The sequence below is a fragment of the Luxibacter massiliensis genome, from assembly GCF_900604355.1.
In the GTDB taxonomy this organism is placed as follows: Bacteria; Bacillota; Clostridia; order Lachnospirales; family Lachnospiraceae; genus Luxibacter; species Luxibacter massiliensis.
This window is the reverse complement of record NZ_UWOE01000001.1, coordinates 3165028-3181813: the sequence shown is the minus strand read 5'-3', so window position 1 is coordinate 3181813 and position 16786 is coordinate 3165028. Positions and strand designations below refer to the sequence as shown.

Here is a 16786-nt window from a genome sequence, read left to right as displayed (position 1 = left end):
CACAATGGAAGAAACAAAGACCATAAAAGAAAAAACCATAGAGTTGATAGATGCCTTAAAAGCAACTTGTCAGACTTATGGTATGGGGAATGATGGTAATGAGTATAAGATTATTACGCAGGTTTTCCTTTATAAGTTCCTTAATGATAAGTTCGGATATGAAGTAAAAAAAGTTAGTCCGGTTCTTAGAAATGCGGAAAAATGGGAACTGGTTTATGCAGAAATGTCAGAAGATGAGCACTTGGATATTTTTGATAGTTTGCCTTCAGATATTCCATTGCTTAATCCGGAACATCTTATTGCTAATTTGTGGAATCAGCAGGCAAAAGGCGATTTTGATTTGATTTTTGACAGTACGATGACTGATATAGCAGATAAAAATATTGATATATTTTCAACTCAGACTGCTCAGAGCACGAAAATACCGCTTTTTGAAAAGCTGACACAGTATGTAACTGATGATACAGCAAGAGCGCCTTTTGCCCGTGCGTTGGTTGATAAGTTGGTAAACTTTTCTTTTGAAGAAGCATTTGAGAAGCATTATGATTTCTTTGCAGATATATTTGAATATTTGATAAAAGACTACAATACCGCAGGCGGTGGTAAGTATGCAGAGTATTATACTCCTCACGCTATTGCAACGATTATGGCAAGATTGCTTGTTGGCAATGCAACTGATTTACATAGTATTGAGTGTTATGACCCATCTGCCGGAACAGGGACACTTTTGATGGCTCTTGCCCACAAAATTGGCGAAGATAAGTGTACTATTTTTGCTCAGGATATTTCACAGCGGAGCAATAAAATGTTGAAACTTAATCTTATCCTGAACAGTTTGGTATCTTCTCTTGACCACGTAATTCAGGGAGATACGCTGATTGCTCCGTATCACAAGAGTGATAACGGACAGGAATTAAGAACTTTTGATTATGTAGTTTCAAATCCGCCTTTTAAGATGGATTTCTCAGATACAAGAGAGCGTATAGCTGCAATGCCTGTTCGTTTTTGGGCGGGAGTTCCGAAAGTGCCTGCCAAGAAGAAAGAGAGTATGGCAATTTATACGCTGTTCATTCAGCACGTGCTCAATTCATTGAAATCAACTGGAAAAGGTGCGATTGTAGTTCCTGCTGGATTTATAACTGCAAAGTCAGGTGTAGAAAAGAAGATACTACAACATATTGTTGATGAGCATATTGTTTATGGTTGTATTAGTATGCCGTCAAATGTATTTGCTAATACCGGAACGAACGTATCAGTATTATTTTTTGATAATTCAAGAAAAACAGACAAGGTTGTATTGATAGATGCTTCAAAGTTGGGAGAAGAATACAAAGACGGTAATAATCAGAAACGCAGACTTCGTGATTTTGAGATTGATAAAATTGTCGATACACTCCTCAATAAAGAAGCTGTTGATGATTTTTCGGTTGCTGTTACCTATGATGAAATCAAAGAAAAGAAATATTCACTTGCGGCTGGACAATATTTTGATGTGAAAATTGAATATGCTGAATTGTCACAGGACGAGTTTAACGCTCGTATGAATGTCTATGCAGAGAAGTTGCAGGAATATTTTGCAGAGGGCGACAAACTGAAAACGGAAATTATGGAACAGTTAAAGAAGGTAAAGTATGAGTAAACTTACAAAGTACAAATTTAGTGATTTATATGAAATGAGTTCAGGTATATCTTCATCAAAAGAACAAGCCGGACACGGTTCCCCGTTTATATCATTTAGCACCGTGTTTAATAATTATTTTTTGCCTGAAGAATTACCAGATTTGATGGATACATCTCTTAAAGAGCAAGAAATATTTTCTGTAAAAAAAGATGATGTTTTTATTACAAGAACAAGTGAAACCGTTGACGCTTTGGCAATGAGTTGTGTTGCTGTTAAAGACTATCCGAAAGCAACTTTTAGTGGTTTTGTAAAAAGACTAAGACCGAAAACAACGGGAATAGTGTACTCAAAGTATATTGCTTTCTTTTTGAGAAGTAAGTATTTTCGTAAAGTATTAGATTGCAATACGATAATGACTTTGAGAGCAAGTTTTAATGAGGATATGTTTTCATTTTTGTATTTATATCTGCCTGATTATGAAGAACAGGTAAGAATAGGCGATTTATTATATAAAATGGAAATGAAAATCCGAACAAATAATAAGATAAACGATAATTTAGCAGCTTAGTCGGTAAGGGTTGCCTGACCGTTCATTAACATTGGCAGAAGCCAATCTCGGAGTTGAATAAGCTGACGGTTCTCACAAATGTTTTTACTCACTTGAGAGAAAATAGCAGTGGTTGCTTTGTGATATTTTTCGAGAACTGTATCATCAGGAATGAGAAGCCTAATTGATAGCATATCTTCGTTGTTTACAGCCTCCTGAGTAGCTCCGTGAGACAAAATATCCTTGATTATCTCGAAATAATCACTTGAAACAAAAGAAGCTATGTATTCAAAGGCTATTTCATCGCATTGAATACCGCAAAAGCCCGTGGACAGTATAACCCCCTCAATAAGAGGTTTCATTTCTCTGTTCAAGAAAAGGTGTTTGACACTATTTTTCATCTTTGCAAACCACACGCTATTTAAGGAGAGAGTTGTTTATTTTGACGCCAGAACAAAAATACATTTACAGAATTATTTACAGAGCAGAATGGATAACAATCCGGCACTGTTTGTATCATTAAAAGCTCCTTATGAACGATAGAAAATTGGTGGTATTGAAGTGCGATTACGAAATTTTGGAAAACAATTAGGTCTTAGTAAGGTACATCCACATAAATTTAGACGTACTCTTGCAACTATGCCAATAGATAAGGGAATGCCCATTGAACAGTTACAGCAACTTTTGGGACATAGAAAAATAGATACGACTTTGCAATATGCAATGGTCAAACAGAGCAATGTTAAATTGGCTCATAGAAAATATATTGGATAATGGAGATTGTTTATGAAATATAGAATGGACGAGATTACCGAATCGTGTTTGGGGAAAATGCTTGATAGTAAAAAAAATAAAGGGGAGTATCAGCCATATCTTGCAAATATAAATGTTAGATGGGGGTCATTTGATTTGAACAATTTATCTATGATGAGATTTGAGCCAAATGAAAATGACAGATATGGCATAAAATACGGCGACTTAATTATGTGTGAAGGTGGCGAGCCAGGTAGATGTGCTATTTGGAGAGATGAACTTCCCAATATGAAAATTCAAAAGGCATTGCACAGAATAAGGCCTAATACAAATTTGGTAGATGTTGAATATTTATACTATTGGTTTTTATTATCTGGGAAAAACGATTTACTTAGAAGACATTTTACAGAAACAACAATCAAACACTTGCCGGGGGAAACCTTAAAACAGTTAGTTATTGATTTGCCAGATATGAAAATACAAAAAAATATATCTACGGTTTTAAGAAGCATAGATAAAAAAATAACTGTAAATGAAAAGATAAACGATAATTTACAGCAGATGGCAAAGACCATCTACGACTATTGGTTCACACAATTTGACTTTCCCGACGAAAACGGCAAACCTTACCGTTCCTCCAGCGGTCAAATGGTGTGGAATGAACAGTTGAAACGGGAAATCCCCGCCGGATGGGCGATTGCCTCAATAGTGGATAACCCTATTTCATCGGTTATAAAACCCGGAGTTGAACAGTTTACATATAAAGAGTACCTTGCAACTGCCGAAGTAAACGGAACTGCGATCTCAAACGGTACGATTATAGATTACAATAACAGAGAGAGCAGAGCCAATATGCAACCTTCAATAAATAGCGTGTGGTTTGCAAAGATGAAAAATAGTGTCAAACACCTTTTCTTGAACAGAGAAATGAAACCTCTTATTGAGGGGGTTATACTGTCCACGGGCTTTTGCGGTATTCAATGCGATGAAATAGCCTTTGAATACATAGCTTCTTTTGTTTCAAGTGATTATTTCGAGATAATCAAGGATATTTTGTCTCACGGAGCTACTCAGGAGGCTGTAAACAACGAAGATATGCTATCAATTAGGCTTCTCATTCCTGATGATACAGTTCTCGAAAAATATCACAAAGCAACCACTGCTATTTTCTCTCAAGTGAGTAAAAACATTTGTGAGAACCGTCAGCTTATTCAACTCCGAGATTGGCTTCTGCCAATGTTAATGAACGGTCAGGCAACCCTTACCGACTAAGCTGCTAAATTATCGTTTACGGTAGAAGGAGAAACTATATGATGAGTGTTTCGGATTAGATAAGTATTATTTGTGCGGGAGTTGCTTTAATAGTCACGATTATTATTGCAGTCCTGCAAATAAGACAAAGCAACCGTATGGAGAGATTTGAAAAAAGGCAGGACAAGTGTGAAGAGCAGCGTCATCAAGAAAGCGTAAAAGCACAAGCGGTTTCATTCATTTCTAAATATTATAAGGATAGAGGGTTAATTCCATTATGTGCAATAGCCACGATGTATAATGATTTGTCTTATTACAACAGAGAGATGTATAGAGAATTTTGCTGTTGTACTAAAGAGGTTCAAAATAGAATTTTGGAATATTGTGATTTGGATTTACGAGTTAGTGAGTGCAATATTTATGAAAAGTGTTTGACTGCAATAGAAAGTGTGGTAAATAAATACTTCCTGATGATAAAAGTGTTTTTTATGATGGAGGAAAGTATTTTGATCGTAGTTTAGAATACTATGCTGATAAACCAATTCCACATCAAGAGTTTGAGTATCAAAATCATATTACAGATGTTTTGGCTAATGCGTTTAATAGTAATGACAAAAAGGCAACACCGATTCAGCAGTTGTCGGTGGAATATAATTTTGAAAGTTGCGAAGGAATAGAAGCGTGCCAGTTGGTTACTGTTATTGCAGAGTTTGCAGCAACCTATGGGAATAAAATAAAAACATTGATAAATCATACGGTTCTCCGGGAGGATACGATGGAGAAGTTATAGAAACAATGGAGGATTTATTCCTTTTAGCCTTATTTGAAATATATACAAATTGTGTTTTATTATATATAAGGTAAGTAAAATGATTTTTCAGAGAGGATAAACGAATGGCATTCGATTTTAAGAAAGAATATAAAGAGTTCTATATGCCGAAGAATAAGCCGCAGATTGTGACAATTCCAAAGGCAAATTATATAGCGGTAAGGGGTATAGGAAATCCTAATGAAGAAGGTGGAGAATATAAAGCTGCTATTGGAGTTTTGTATGCTGTTGCTTATACTCTCAAGATGAGTTATAAGGCGGATTACAAAATAGAAGGATTTTTTGAATATGTTGTACCACCGCTTGAGGGCTTTTGGTGGCAGGATAATGTTGAAAGTATAGATTATACCGACAAATCAGCTTTCAACTGGATTTCTGTTATTCGTCTGCCTGATTTTATTACAAAGAAAGATTTTGATTGGGCGGTGGAAACTGCTTCAAAAAAGAAAAAGATGGATTGCTCTCTTGCTGAGTTCTTGAGGATTGACGAAGGTTTGTGCGTACAGATAATGCATATAGGAGCTTTTGATGATGAACCTGTAACCGTGGCAATGATGGATAAATATCTTGAAGAAAACGGTTATGTAAATGATTTTACTGATGAGCGATGTCATCACGAAATTTATTTATCAGACCCAAGAAAAGTTGCACCGGAGAAATGCAAAACGGTGATAAGACACCCGATAAAGAAAGTGTAATAAAGAGTTTTGGAGAACAAAGATGGATTTTAACAATTTATTGTCAGCGAAAAATCGTGATGAGCTAAGAAAATGGTTGTCAGAAAACCACGATAAAGAGAATGAATGTTGGGTAGTAGTGAAGCGTGGGCGACCCATTGATAATGATACGTTTTGGTATATAGATGCAGTGGAAGAAGCAATGTGCTTTGGGTGGATTGATAGTACCACAAAGAAAATGGATAATGGTATTACAGCACAGCGATTAGCTCCTCGAAGTAAGGGTAGTATATGGTCTGAGCTAAATAAAGAACGATGTAGAAGAATGGAACGTTTAGGGCGTATGACAGATGCGGGTAGAGCTGTATTACCTGATATGTCTGAAAAGGGATTTGTGATTGACAGCATTATTTTAGAAGCACTACAAGCTGACAAAGAAATTTGGGAGAATTTTCAGAATTTCCCACCGTTATATTCGCGTGTGAGAATTGATACTATTCAGATAAAGAAAAAACAGCCGGACTTATTTCAAAGTCGGTTACAGAAATTATTGGATAATACAAAAGCCAATATTATGTATGGAGAATGGAATGATAACGGAAGGCTTCTTGATTAAATAGTATTTTAGAAAGGACGGACTATGGAAACAAAGCCAAGAATTTTATATTTACAAAAGATTTTATTGGAAAGAACTGATGAAGAAAATCCTCTTTCCACAACACAGTTAATCAATATATTGAATGATGAATATGGAATATCTGCACATAGAACAACGGTCACAAAAGATATCGCTGCACTTCACGAGTTTGGAATGGATATTGTTACTATCCATTCTACTCAGAGCAAATACTTTGTAGCCAGCCGTAAGTTTGAATTGCCGGAACTAAAATTACTGATTGACGCAGTAGAGTCATCGAAGTTTATTACAAAGAAAAAAAGTGAAGTTCTGATTGAGAAGATACATACGATGACCAGTCCGGGACAGGTGGCAAAGCTGAAGCGTAATAACTATGTGGTAAATCGAATTAAGCCAGATAATGAACAGATATATTATATCATCGACGCTATAAATGACGCCATCAATGCAGGCAAGCAGATTTCTTTCCAGTATTATGATTATACCGGATTAAAGAAAAAGGTTCTGAAGAATAAGGGCGAGATTTATAAGCTGAGTCCGTACAAACTTCTTTGGAATGGGGATAATTATTATGTTATCGGATATTCTGAGAAGAAAAACAAGGTTATCAATTTCAGGGTAGACCGTATTGCTTCCAAACCGGAGATACTGGATAAGGACATTATTCCTATGCCTGATGATTTTGATATTGAGAATTTCACAAAAGAAGTGTTCTTTATGTTCTCAGGCGAAAAAGTTATTGTGGATTTACGATGTGATAACAGTCTGATGAAAACAATGGTTGACCGTTTTGGAGAAGATGTGACAACCCTTGCGTATGATATGACCTCTTTTAGAGTACAGACCGAAGTATCAGCCAGTCCTACTTTTTTTGGTTGGGTATTTGGCTTTAATGGCAAGGTACAGATACTTGCACCGGAAAGTGTGAAAGAACAGTACAGACAGATGATTGCAAAAGCTGATAAGGATATGCAAGAGAGCGAATAGTGCAGATATGAAATTGTGCAGACAGTCTGCACAAATAGGAAAAAAACTATGAAGCGAGGTAGTGGATATGGAAAAAGACCCGTTTAAGGAATATTTGAGGGAGTCTGAACCGGATAAAGCTCATAAGGGTTATGCTTGGAGTACAGCAATCGGACTTCAGGCAGTGGACAGACTAAAACCGTCTAAATATTTGATTGATACTGCCATTCAGAATATTGAAGGCAAAATCACATTGAAAGAAGCACAGAGCCTTATCGACAGTTACTATGAGGAAAGACCCGTCCGTTTGTCTGATGATGAACGTACCGAAGAAGCTGATAAGGTTTCTTCTCGTATTGCAGAAATTCTTTCCGAAACAGCTTTCTCATTTTCGCCGAATGAGTATATCTCTATCCATCGCAAACTCTTTCAGGGTATTTATAAACACGCCGGAAAGATTAGAGATTACAACATTACAAAGAAAGAATGGGTGCTTGATGGGGCAACTGTTATGTACGGTAGTGCTTCTGAACTGAGGGCGACGCTTGAATATGATTTTTCGCAGGAAAAAGATTTTAGTTATAGAGGGCTTTCAATGGACGAGATTATCCATCATCTTGCGGTATTCATTTCAAGGTTATGGCAAATCCATATCTTCGGGGAAGGCAATACGAGAACAACGGCAGTGTTCTTCATCAAATATTTGTGGACACTTGGGTTCTCTGCAACCAATGATATTTTTGCGGAAAATGCGTGGTATTTTCAAAATGCACTTGTCCGTGCAAACTATACGAACCTGCAAAAAGGCATTCACGAAACAACAGAATATCTGGAAGCTTTTCTCAGAAATCTACTTTTGAACGAGAAAAATAAGCTTCACAATCGAAATCTTCACATAAGTGGACTTTTAAATGAAGAAAAAGTGTATATTGGGAATGAAAAAGTGGATATTGAGAACGAAAAAGTGGATATTCAAGACAAAAAAGTGGATATTGAAAGTGTACCTTTCGAAAAAGGTAGTGATTTCTCAGTAAAAACGACAGTTCATATCCATAGACTCTTTGAGAAGTTTGGTTTTGATGGAGTATTTGGTAGAAGTGCAGTTATGGAACTTCTTGAGCTGAAAGGTTCAGGTGCTTCAAAACTTCTTTCCAATCTGGTGCAGGCAGATATTATTGAACCAGTATCCGGTCACGGAAAAGGAAAATATAAATTCAAGAAGTAATTAAAAAATTCCAAGGAGCGATGGCTATGGAGAATAAATTAGAAAAATTCGGACAAAATAGTTTTATGGATAATTTTGTTAAAACCGATGACATCTTAAAAGATATGTGTGGGATTATTGAGTCCTCACAAAAAGCTGTATATCAGGCTGTCAACACATTGCTTGTGCAGAGAAATTGGTTGATTGGTTACAGAATTGAAGAAGAATTAGGTGGAGATGAACGCTCGGAGTATGAGTTAGAGGTAATAAAGAAAATTTCTAAAGAGCTGACTCAGCAATACGGAAAAGGATATGATAGAAGTAATTTATATCATTGCCTAAAGTTTTATAAAACCTTTCCTGAAATTGTCGATACGGCGTGTAGACAATGGGTATCATTCGAGAGGCGATTATTTCATGAATACTTATGTTGGATGGATTGTGTCTGATGCAAATATAAGAGATTTGTATAGAAGAAAGGAACAGAAGAAGAAGGAGCAGCGTAAGAAATGGGAAGAGTTCCATGGGGAAATCATCATCCCGGAATTGATGAATTAGGACTGTGGCAGAAAAGGAAGAATAGAAAGTAGAGTATAATAAAAAAGGCTCACAATACAAGTAAGGCTGGTTACAGGGGGGTTCTGTAACCAGCCATTTATTTTATTTTCGAGGGAGGAAGAGCAGTGGAACAATGGGATGAAAGACAACTGATAGAATACATAAAAGAATGCATGATGAATGAAGGTGGAGCAGTAACCTGTGAGAAGATAATAAAAGACATAGAAAGATTGCAGAGAAAAAGTTTTATGGAAGGATATTGTTATGCTATCGAGGTGCTAAAAGATGGAATTCTGAAAGAAAAAGAGTAAGCGGAAAAGTCCGGTTACTCTGAATGTCCAAGAATATCGCTGATAATTTGTTGTATGTGAGCCAGTTGGGTTTTTGAAAGTCCGGTCACTTCTATATAATCTCTGCTATCCAGTTCCAGCAGATAATCGGTACTGACAGAAAAAAAGGTGGAAATTTTAACCAGTATTTCAATAGAGGGAAGTATGTTGTTGTTTTCCCAGTTGGAAACGGTCTGTTTTGAAACGCTCAGTTCATTAGCAAGCTGAACTTGGCTGAGGTTGTGAGAAACCCGCAAAGATTTAATTGTATCGCCGAACATATGAAACCTCCTTTATGAAGTGACAATTGAAGAACCGGTTATTCAATCGAATCTGCCAGAGATAGTAAAACCAGAGACAGAACTGAATGTCACTACTTCTTTGGAAAATACTTCTTTGACGAACATGAAAATAGAAGATATAGTTAAACAACTGACGGAAAAAGAGGAAGTTCTCCTAGGGGGATTATCATCTGGATATCCCATCGGCTATCAGCCAAAGATGGAGATTATATCGGGAGCTGAACTGGTGGAGAGAAGCAACCCAGATTATACAAATACCTTGAATACGAGTGAGACAATAAAATTTATCGGTGAAGGGACAGTAAAATTTAAAGTAACATATGATATGCATTCTCTTTACAAAAATATCCTTGAACCAAGTGAAGTTTTCGGTTATTTAGCTCCAAGCGATTTTCCTATTGCGATTACGGAAGAGGCAATGTATAGTCCGACAGCTACATTTACGGTGAATGTGTCTTCGGAAACTCCATCTGAACCAACGGAACCGGGACAGCCAGACGATGAAGATTCTAAACTTTCAGAAGAGAAGATTCAAGAAGTGATCAATACAATCAATGATTCAAGTGACGGAGAGAAGATATCTGTAAATATGGGAGATGCGACCGTAGTTCCGAAAGCTATCTTGGAAGCAGCAAAAGGCAGAGATATTGATATTGTTTTACAGATGAACGGATATACATGGACAATGAACGGGAAAGAGATATTTGCATTAAACCTGGCAGATATTAATCTGGAAGTGAAATTTGACCAAAATGTGATTCCGAGTGAAATTGTACAGGAACTTGCAGGAGATAATCCAGTCCGACAGCTTTCGTTGACACATAATGGAGATTTTGGTTTCAAGGCCATCCTGACAATGAATGTAGGTACTGAGTTTGTGAACCAGTATGGAAATCTGTATTATTATGACAGCAATGGAAAAATGGTCTTTATGAACGCAGGAAAGATTGGCGAAGATGGAACAGTGGGACTTAGTTTTAGCCATGCGTCAGAGTATGTAGTAGTCCTGTCGGATAAACAGATGGGACAAGATGAAGTAGTAAATGCACAGACGAAAGATAATGTAAAATCAAATGCTGTTAAAACAGGAGATTCTTCGGCAGTAGATATGTATCTGATTATATTAGTAGCATGTGTAGGTGTGGCATGTATAGCATGGAGAAAAAGACAGTTAAATAAGTAAAGAAAATTCGTCTATTGTTTACAGACGGAGGGTAAAAGTTCCGTATTCAATTACATATTATAACGGTGATATCAATAGTATTCCGGCAGAAACCATTTCGGGTTCTGCCGGATTCTTTTTGTCTGAAAGGAGAAGTGCACGAAACAAGAGAAAACAAAAACAGAAAAGCTGCAGAGAAAGCGTGTATCTGTCACCCGCACGATGGCAGTCATTTCAAGATGAAGCGCATATTATTTATGTAAATGGTGCATATAGAGATGAATCGCTGACCGGAAAGCTGATGCATGATTTTTCTTGTAAGAATCCAGATGATATGTATTTTAAAATTTTGGCAGATAAAACCAGATATTTTAAGGAAGAAAAGAAAGGAGTATCAGATATGAGTAAAATTGTTGAAGACTTAATTACGGATGATAAAAAAGAGATTGCGTTAAAGATGCTGCGTGATGGAAAGATAGGAAAAGAAAAGATTGCGAGATACTTTGGACTTACTTTAAAAGAAATTGAGGCGCTGGAGGAAGAGGCAATCCGGCCATAATTTATTGTACCATTCCTGTACCAATTTTGTACCAAAGAGAGAGGTTTCTGTAGGATTATAAAGAGAAGTTCAGTGTGAATACGAAAAGAGAAAGTATGGCTGAAAGGGTTATATAGAGTGAAGTAGAGATATGTAATTCTACCTTTTTAGTTTCCCCACAATGAAGTCCATCGACCCGAAGAAGGGCGAAGCTGTACTAAATTGTTGCTGTAGAAGGGTAGTGTAATTGAAAAGTATGATAAGTTATCGTACCTAAGATATTAGGGACACTTTCATTTAAAAATATGGAAGTGTCCTATTGTTTTGTACAGCATATGCAGTTTTCTATAATTGTCTCGTAACAAAGTATCTGGCAATTGGATAAAAGAAAGGAGAAGAAAATGCAATACGAGACAAAACTTAAGAGGTATAAAAAGTATTTAAGCGCTAATGAATTATCCGAGGGAACCCAGAAACTGTATATCACACAGGCTAGAAAGTTTCTGGAGTATGTAGGAGACAGAGAACTGGACAAGGAAATGTTAGTAGAATATAAAGAGATTCTGCTGGGAAGAGGGAAAGCTGCCAGTACCTATAATACATATATTGCGGCCATTAATGGATATTTGAGATTTGAAAAGCGAAAAGATTTAAAGATTAAAATGTTGCGGATCCAGAAAAAAAGAAATTTAAAACATATGCTGAGAATGAGTGATTATTACCGTTTATTAGAACATGCCAAACAAAGCGGACGGGTAAAGTATTATTATATTATGAAGACTCTGGCCCTCACTGGGGCACGAATCAGTGAGCTGAAATACTTTACTGTTGAAGCATTGGATACGAAGGAGATCGTAGTTGCAAATAAAGGAAAAATCCGGGAAGTATGCCTGCCGGAAAGACTAATCTGGGAATTGAAAAAATATTGCCGTATATCGTTAATCAAAGAAGGAAGTATTTTTAGAGGAAAACAGGGGAAACCCATAACCAGGAATGCCGTTTATCAGATGATGCAGATTCTTGCAAAAGAAGCAGATATTAATCAGAAGTGCGTACATCCCCATAATTTCCGTCATCTGTTTGCTGTTACTTATATGAAGTATTATTCAAATATATTTGAATTGGCAGATTTGCTGGGACATGCAAATCTGGAAACTACAAGAATCTATGCAGTTACGAGTATTGAGGAGAAGAGGAGAAAACTAGATAAACTAGGGTTATAAATAGGGTTTGACGGGGTAAACAAAATACGATATTTTGTTTACTTTGTCAAGGCAGTTTGGCTTAAAGTTGGTTACAGAAATAAGTTTCTTTGCATTTAGATAAAAGGAAGATTTTGGTTTGAAAGCCAGAGAAATATCAATTCTCCCGGATAGCGGAGAAAAGGACGCAATGCAAAGCAGGCTGTGTGGTAAGAACTCAACAAAATATCGTATTATGATTATAGCAAAAGCCTAGGGACTAGAATTTATAGTCCAGCAGAATTTAGAAGCGGTAAAAAATGTATGGGGGTGAACAAAATATATGAGAATACTTACATGGAATACAAAAGGGAGCAGCAGTCCCTATAAGGCAGCAGAACTGATAAATATAATAGACTATTGGAATGGCAAGGGAGATGAGGTTGGTATTATATGCCTTCAAGAGCTGAGTGTAGGCAATTGCAGTATTCAGCCAGTATTGCAGGCAAGGGGATATAACTGTTATTGGGCAAGGGAAGGACTTAACGGCAGCGGCAGTATTCAGATGATTGCGGTGAATGGAGGAGTGCAAGAAGGAAGCGGTATTATAGAACTGCCTGTATGTGAGGATATAAGGGGGTTTAAGCTGAGGTTTCCTATGTACTTGATATGTCAGAATAACAATAAAAGAGGATTAATTGTGACCTATCATGCCCCTCTTTTTCACACAACTTACATTATGCTGCAAGAATTAGGGAAAGTATTAAAAGCACTTAGAGAAGAATATAATTTTATCATTTTGGCCGGGGACTTAAATGTTGACTACAGTTTTTTTAATAATACTACATCCTATTTTTATCATCGCTTAGACCACATAATATCATGGGGAATCGGATTAAGCAATGGATTACACAGCGATGAGACATGCAGCGACCATGCGCCGGTATCCGCCCATATCAACGGGTAAAAGTATATAATTAGATTACTGCATTCCTATGAGGATGTGATAATAAATTTTTAAATGAAAGGAAGAAAGTTTTATGGGAAAAGCGTCAAAAATCAAAGATTTATCAAAGGCCAACGTGGAGTTTAATTCCTATATGGATGAACTGGAAAAGGAGATGGGGGAATATGCCAAGAAGTATCAGACTGAGTTTTTAGCAGAGGTAAATAATTTTTATGCTGATGACAAAACCAGGGTTCAGATTGAGGGGAAGTCGCATAGGGACTATCAGATAGAAATTGAATTCTCTATGAAAAATATTAAAGAAATTATAGAAAATACAACAAGTGAAATTTTTCTTTCTTCTTCCGGCGGAGAGGAAAAAGAAGAGCAAAAGATCATGTCAGCGTTGGAAAGCTATAAGGATATGGCCGCAAAAATAGCGGTTAGTTTTCTGACCAATGTGCTCTCTTCTCTGCGCTTTTCCCAGTCATCCTCTTATAAATATGATATACAGCACGTTTCCGTTGGGCCAGGCTTAACTCTGCATATGCTGGTTGTGGAAAAATATTATGATGGTAAAGGCTTTTTTGAAAAGAAACGGATTATACAGAATTTCATTGAGTATAAGCTGATATTTTCAAAGACAGTAGCAGCGGCAGAGATGGATATTGAATACATTACGAATCAGATGCGAGAATATTCCGAATACTCCGAGACTTATCTCCAGCTGAAAAAAGAATACAAGGCACTGATCACTTCCGAGGAATATGTAAAGGAAAAAGCGGGCGGAGAACGTCGTGAGCTTGCGGCCAATTACAAGGAAATTCTGGCTGATTTAAAAGACAGCAGAGAAGAAGCATATCAGGCTGTAAAGAGCTTATGCGGGACTCAGAATCTTTTGCGTGCAAGGACTATTGAAATGGGAAAGGAAGCTTGTGATGAGAAAGCTGTGGATAGAAAACGTATGGCTAAAGTAAATGCTCCTTTACGCAGATATTTGGGCGAGGTATAAACATGGCAGAGTTAAAGGATTTTATATGTATAAGGCAGACTACAGATCATGGCTGCTGGATTGCCTGTGCAGTTATGATTTGGAATTACATGAATAATATAAAGACTACCGTTCATCAGGTAAAAAAGGAATTTGAGATAAAGGAGGATGCTCAGGGATCACCGGCGGAGCTTTTGGGTAAAATGTATGGGTTGGAAAATGGAGAATATATAGACTGTTTTCCAATGGATCAATATGCTGTTCCAAAGTTTGAAGAAATTAAAGGAGAATTTCAGAAAGATGATGCCGAAAATCCTCCCAGACCGATTTTGTGCTGTGTAGGGTCAGAGCAGCCCTACCAGGAGACTGGCCCTGGCGATTCCCAGCGATTTAAGAAGCAGGAGAAGGTAAAAGCAGGTCATTGGATCATCATTATCGGTTTAGAGGAAGATAAACTGATAATTGTTGAACCCTGGGACGGGGCGAAACATACAGTTGTGTATAATAGCCTTTATTATGTAAGAAGCATTAATGAAAAATATTACTGGCAAAATTCCTCTTATGTCCGTATATAATATATGTATGTACGACCTTTAAATTGAATAAAATTCCGATAGGGATCAGTAAGATAAAAAGCGCTGTATAGTCATCCGTATGGATGATTGTACAGCGCTTTTAGTACCATATAAGTGTAAGAGATAAAGCATATCATTAGTGCTTTACCCTCTGCACTTATTTTATATGATAAGGGAGTAATTGGTCTGGCGAGGCGCGTTTTGGAACTGCCCCATCTTCTAGGCTATACAATACCAGGGATTAGGACATTACTGAAAGGTTGGAATGAGGCGAACGGGAGGGATAAGCTGGGGTTATAAATAGGATTTGACGGGAGCCGCAAAAATATCGTATTATGATAATAATAAGAGCCAAGGGACAAAATTTATACTGCAGCAGTATTTGGAAGTGGTAGAAATTTACAGGAGTGAACAAAATATAGGAGAATACTTACATGAAATACAAGAGGGAGAAGCAGCTTCATCAAGGCAGTAGAAATGATAGGTAAGATAGATTACTGCATTCCTATGAGGATGTGATAATAAATTTTTAAATGAAAGGAAGAAAGTTTTATGGGAAAAGCGTCAAAAATCAAAGATTGTTCAAAGGTCAACGTGGAGTTTAATTCCTATATGGATGAACTGGAAAAGGAGATGGGAGAATATGCCAAGAAGTATCAGGCTGAGTTTTTAGCAGAGGTAGATAATTTTTATGCTGATGACAAAACCAGGGTTCAGATTGAGGGGAAGTCATATAGAGACTATCAGATAGAAATTGAATTTTCTATGAAAAATATTAAAGAAATTATAGAAAATACAACAAGTGAAATTTTCACTTTTTCTTCTGGCGGAGAGGAAAAAGAAGAGCAAAAGATCATGTCAGCATTGGAAAACTATAAGGATATGGCCACAAAAATAGCGGTTAATTTTCTGACCAATGTGCTCTCTTCTCTGTACTTTTCCCCGTCATCCTCTTATCAATACGATATACAGCATGTTTCCGTTGCGCCAGGTTTGACTCTGCATGTGCTGGTTGTGGAAAAATATTATGACGGTAAAGGCTATTTTGAAAAGAAACGGATTATTCAGAATTTCATCGAATATAAGCTGATATATTCAAAGGTACTAGCGGCGGGACAGATGGATATTGATTACTTCACGAATCAGATGCGAGAATATTCAGAATACTCCGCAACTTATCGCCAGCTGAAAAAAGAATACCAGGCACTGATCACGTCGAGGGAATATGTAATGGAAAGATGGTATGGAGAACTTCATGAGCTTGAAGCCAATTACAAGGGAATTCTGGCTGATTTAAAAGACAGCAGAGAAGAAGCATATCAGGCAGTGATGAGCTTATACAGCCATCTGCGCGCAAGGGACCATTGAAAGAGGAGAGGAAGCCTTTGAAGAGAAAGCTGTGGATAGAAAAACTTCCATTTATAAGGTAGAAAAAGGAGCTTATATAAAAGAAGATAATCAGAAATCAGCAGCGGCGCTTTTTTGGAAAGGCGGATCCAAAAGCTTTAGGAATATCCCTAAAACTGTGTAAACCTCAAAATAGATAAAAGATTGCTGAGGTGCACCCTAAAGGTTATACTTTATAAGGGGTAAATTGTACCCTGATAGTAAGACACAGAAAAAGAGTTTGTGTTGGACTATTAGGCACAGTTTACCTCTTTTTTGTTGTACATAAGAGTTTCCCGCCATGCCTGGATGGGAGGGCAGCCTCAGGCCAGG

Annotated in this window: 20 protein-coding genes and 1 pseudogene; 19 read left to right on the top strand and 2 right to left on the bottom strand. The window is 37.0% G+C overall.

The features are described from left to right. Window positions 1–4 precede the first annotated feature (4 nt). Both EFA47_RS14650 and EFA47_RS14645 read left to right on the top strand, forming a co-directional pair. Window positions 5–1639 (top strand): HsdM family class I SAM-dependent methyltransferase, encoded by a 1635-nt coding sequence (locus EFA47_RS14650; RefSeq protein ID WP_122643964.1) that lies wholly within the window; start codon window positions 5–7, stop codon window positions 1637–1639. Further along, the gene (locus EFA47_RS14645; protein WP_122643963.1) at window positions 1632–2189 is read left to right on the top strand and encodes a restriction endonuclease subunit S; all 558 of its coding nucleotides are present in this window, start codon (window positions 1632–1634) and stop codon (window positions 2187–2189) included. Before EFA47_RS14650 ends, EFA47_RS14645 begins: the two co-directional genes overlap by 8 nt. Here the strand turns inward: EFA47_RS14645 and EFA47_RS14640 are convergent. Then, entirely contained in the window at window positions 2186–2569 is a 384-nt protein-coding gene (locus EFA47_RS14640; protein WP_122643962.1) for a restriction endonuclease subunit S domain-containing protein, read from the bottom strand. The genes EFA47_RS14645 and EFA47_RS14640 overlap by 4 nt on opposite strands. A 22-nt stretch (window positions 2570–2591) precedes the next feature. On the opposite strand from EFA47_RS14640, the pseudogene EFA47_RS20505 reads away from it, so the two are divergent. The 10 genes and pseudogenes from EFA47_RS20505 to EFA47_RS14595 form a co-directional block, all read left to right on the top strand. Then, window positions 2592–2942, top strand: a pseudogene (locus EFA47_RS20505) (tyrosine-type recombinase/integrase); the annotation flags it as partial. Window positions 2943–2954: 12 nt separating this feature from the next. Further along, entirely contained in the window at window positions 2955–4193 is a 1239-nt protein-coding gene (locus tag EFA47_RS14630) for a restriction endonuclease subunit S (RefSeq protein WP_122643961.1), read from the top strand. A gap of 137 nt (window positions 4194–4330) precedes the next feature. Next, window positions 4331–4693: a hypothetical protein gene (locus EFA47_RS20085; protein ID WP_206215535.1), complete on the top strand. Its 363-nt coding sequence runs from the start codon at window positions 4331–4333 to the stop codon at window positions 4691–4693. Window positions 4694–5066: 373 nt separating this feature from the next. Next, window positions 5067–5699, top strand: a complete 633-nt coding sequence (locus EFA47_RS14620; protein ID WP_122643960.1) for a GyrI-like domain-containing protein — start codon at window positions 5067–5069, stop codon at window positions 5697–5699. 22 nt (window positions 5700–5721) lie between these two features. After that, window positions 5722–6294, top strand: a complete 573-nt coding sequence (locus EFA47_RS14615; RefSeq protein ID WP_122643959.1) for a YdeI/OmpD-associated family protein — start codon at window positions 5722–5724, stop codon at window positions 6292–6294. A 24-nt stretch (window positions 6295–6318) separates the two neighbouring features. Further along, window positions 6319–7302, top strand: coding sequence for a helix-turn-helix transcriptional regulator (locus EFA47_RS14610; RefSeq protein ID WP_122643958.1), 984 nt, complete (start codon window positions 6319–6321; stop codon window positions 7300–7302). Between the two features lie 67 nt (window positions 7303–7369). After that, window positions 7370–8506: a Fic family protein gene (locus tag EFA47_RS14605; protein ID WP_122643957.1), complete on the top strand. Its 1137-nt coding sequence runs from the start codon at window positions 7370–7372 to the stop codon at window positions 8504–8506. 26 nt (window positions 8507–8532) lie between these two features. Further along, window positions 8533–8934: a DUF1016 N-terminal domain-containing protein gene (locus tag EFA47_RS14600; protein WP_235853273.1), complete on the top strand. Its 402-nt coding sequence runs from the start codon at window positions 8533–8535 to the stop codon at window positions 8932–8934. After that, entirely contained in the window at window positions 8903–9043 is a 141-nt protein-coding gene (locus tag EFA47_RS19920) for a hypothetical protein (protein ID WP_164690017.1), read from the top strand. Before EFA47_RS14600 ends, EFA47_RS19920 begins: the two co-directional genes overlap by 32 nt. A 125-nt stretch (window positions 9044–9168) precedes the next feature. Next, window positions 9169–9354, top strand: a complete 186-nt coding sequence (locus EFA47_RS14595; RefSeq protein WP_122643956.1) for an RNA-binding protein — start codon at window positions 9169–9171, stop codon at window positions 9352–9354. Between the two features lie 14 nt (window positions 9355–9368). On the opposite strand, the gene EFA47_RS14590 is transcribed toward EFA47_RS14595, so the two are convergent. Next, on the bottom strand, window positions 9369–9653 hold the full coding sequence (locus EFA47_RS14590) for a helix-turn-helix transcriptional regulator (protein ID WP_122643955.1): 285 nt from the start codon (window positions 9651–9653) through the stop codon (window positions 9369–9371). A 19-nt stretch (window positions 9654–9672) separates the two neighbouring features. Here EFA47_RS14590 and EFA47_RS14585 point away from each other — a divergent pair, with 19 nt between their 5' ends. From EFA47_RS14585 to EFA47_RS14555, 7 genes are all read left to right on the top strand, one after another. Next, complete coding sequence (locus EFA47_RS14585; protein WP_122643954.1) at window positions 9673–10857, top strand: hypothetical protein; 1185 nt, start codon at window positions 9673–9675, stop codon at window positions 10855–10857. 118 nt (window positions 10858–10975) lie between these two features. Next, on the top strand, window positions 10976–11395 hold the full coding sequence (locus EFA47_RS14580) for a hypothetical protein (protein ID WP_122643953.1): 420 nt from the start codon (window positions 10976–10978) through the stop codon (window positions 11393–11395). Window positions 11396–11775: 380 nt separating this feature from the next. Beyond that, entirely contained in the window at window positions 11776–12597 is an 822-nt protein-coding gene (locus EFA47_RS14575; RefSeq protein ID WP_122643952.1) for a tyrosine-type recombinase/integrase, read from the top strand. 301 nt (window positions 12598–12898) lie between these two features. Further along, on the top strand, window positions 12899–13522 hold the full coding sequence (locus EFA47_RS14570; RefSeq protein WP_122643951.1) for an endonuclease/exonuclease/phosphatase family protein: 624 nt from the start codon (window positions 12899–12901) through the stop codon (window positions 13520–13522). A 73-nt stretch (window positions 13523–13595) separates the two neighbouring features. Next, a complete protein-coding gene (locus EFA47_RS14565) occupies window positions 13596–14513 on the top strand; it encodes a hypothetical protein (protein ID WP_122643950.1) in 918 nt (305 codons plus the stop codon). Window positions 14514–14515: 2 nt separating this feature from the next. Next, on the top strand, window positions 14516–15067 hold the full coding sequence (locus tag EFA47_RS14560; protein WP_122643949.1) for a hypothetical protein: 552 nt from the start codon (window positions 14516–14518) through the stop codon (window positions 15065–15067). 552 nt (window positions 15068–15619) lie between these two features. Next, window positions 15620–16435: a hypothetical protein gene (locus tag EFA47_RS14555; protein ID WP_122643948.1), complete on the top strand. Its 816-nt coding sequence runs from the start codon at window positions 15620–15622 to the stop codon at window positions 16433–16435. Window positions 16436–16786: the final 351 nt, after the last annotated feature.

What these genes read in the sequence shown, in the direction of transcription:
- EFA47_RS14650 (WP_122643964.1), top strand. Translation starts at nt 5, where the DNA reads ATGGAAGAAACAAAGACCATAAAAGAAAAAACCATAGAGTTGATAGAT.
- EFA47_RS14645 (WP_122643963.1), top strand. Translation starts at nt 1,632, where the DNA reads ATGAGTAAACTTACAAAGTACAAATTTAGTGATTTATATGAAATGAGT.
- EFA47_RS14640 (WP_122643962.1), bottom strand. Translation starts at nt 2,569, where the DNA reads ATGAAAAATAGTGTCAAACACCTTTTCTTGAACAGAGAAATGAAACCT.
- EFA47_RS14630 (WP_122643961.1), top strand. Translation starts at nt 2,955, where the DNA reads ATGAAATATAGAATGGACGAGATTACCGAATCGTGTTTGGGGAAAATG.
- EFA47_RS20085 (WP_206215535.1), top strand. Translation starts at nt 4,331, where the DNA reads ATGGAGAGATTTGAAAAAAGGCAGGACAAGTGTGAAGAGCAGCGTCAT.
- EFA47_RS14620 (WP_122643960.1), top strand. Translation starts at nt 5,067, where the DNA reads ATGGCATTCGATTTTAAGAAAGAATATAAAGAGTTCTATATGCCGAAG.
- EFA47_RS14615 (WP_122643959.1), top strand. Translation starts at nt 5,722, where the DNA reads ATGGATTTTAACAATTTATTGTCAGCGAAAAATCGTGATGAGCTAAGA.
- EFA47_RS14610 (WP_122643958.1), top strand. Translation starts at nt 6,319, where the DNA reads ATGGAAACAAAGCCAAGAATTTTATATTTACAAAAGATTTTATTGGAA.
- EFA47_RS14605 (WP_122643957.1), top strand. Translation starts at nt 7,370, where the DNA reads ATGGAAAAAGACCCGTTTAAGGAATATTTGAGGGAGTCTGAACCGGAT.
- EFA47_RS14600 (WP_235853273.1), top strand. Translation starts at nt 8,533, where the DNA reads ATGGAGAATAAATTAGAAAAATTCGGACAAAATAGTTTTATGGATAAT.
- EFA47_RS19920 (WP_164690017.1), top strand. Translation starts at nt 8,903, where the DNA reads ATGAATACTTATGTTGGATGGATTGTGTCTGATGCAAATATAAGAGAT.
- EFA47_RS14590 (WP_122643955.1), bottom strand. Translation starts at nt 9,653, where the DNA reads ATGTTCGGCGATACAATTAAATCTTTGCGGGTTTCTCACAACCTCAGC.
- EFA47_RS14575 (WP_122643952.1), top strand. Translation starts at nt 11,776, where the DNA reads ATGCAATACGAGACAAAACTTAAGAGGTATAAAAAGTATTTAAGCGCT.
- EFA47_RS14570 (WP_122643951.1), top strand. Translation starts at nt 12,899, where the DNA reads ATGAGAATACTTACATGGAATACAAAAGGGAGCAGCAGTCCCTATAAG.
- EFA47_RS14565 (WP_122643950.1), top strand. Translation starts at nt 13,596, where the DNA reads ATGGGAAAAGCGTCAAAAATCAAAGATTTATCAAAGGCCAACGTGGAG.
- EFA47_RS14560 (WP_122643949.1), top strand. Translation starts at nt 14,516, where the DNA reads ATGGCAGAGTTAAAGGATTTTATATGTATAAGGCAGACTACAGATCAT.
- EFA47_RS14555 (WP_122643948.1), top strand. Translation starts at nt 15,620, where the DNA reads ATGGGAAAAGCGTCAAAAATCAAAGATTGTTCAAAGGTCAACGTGGAG.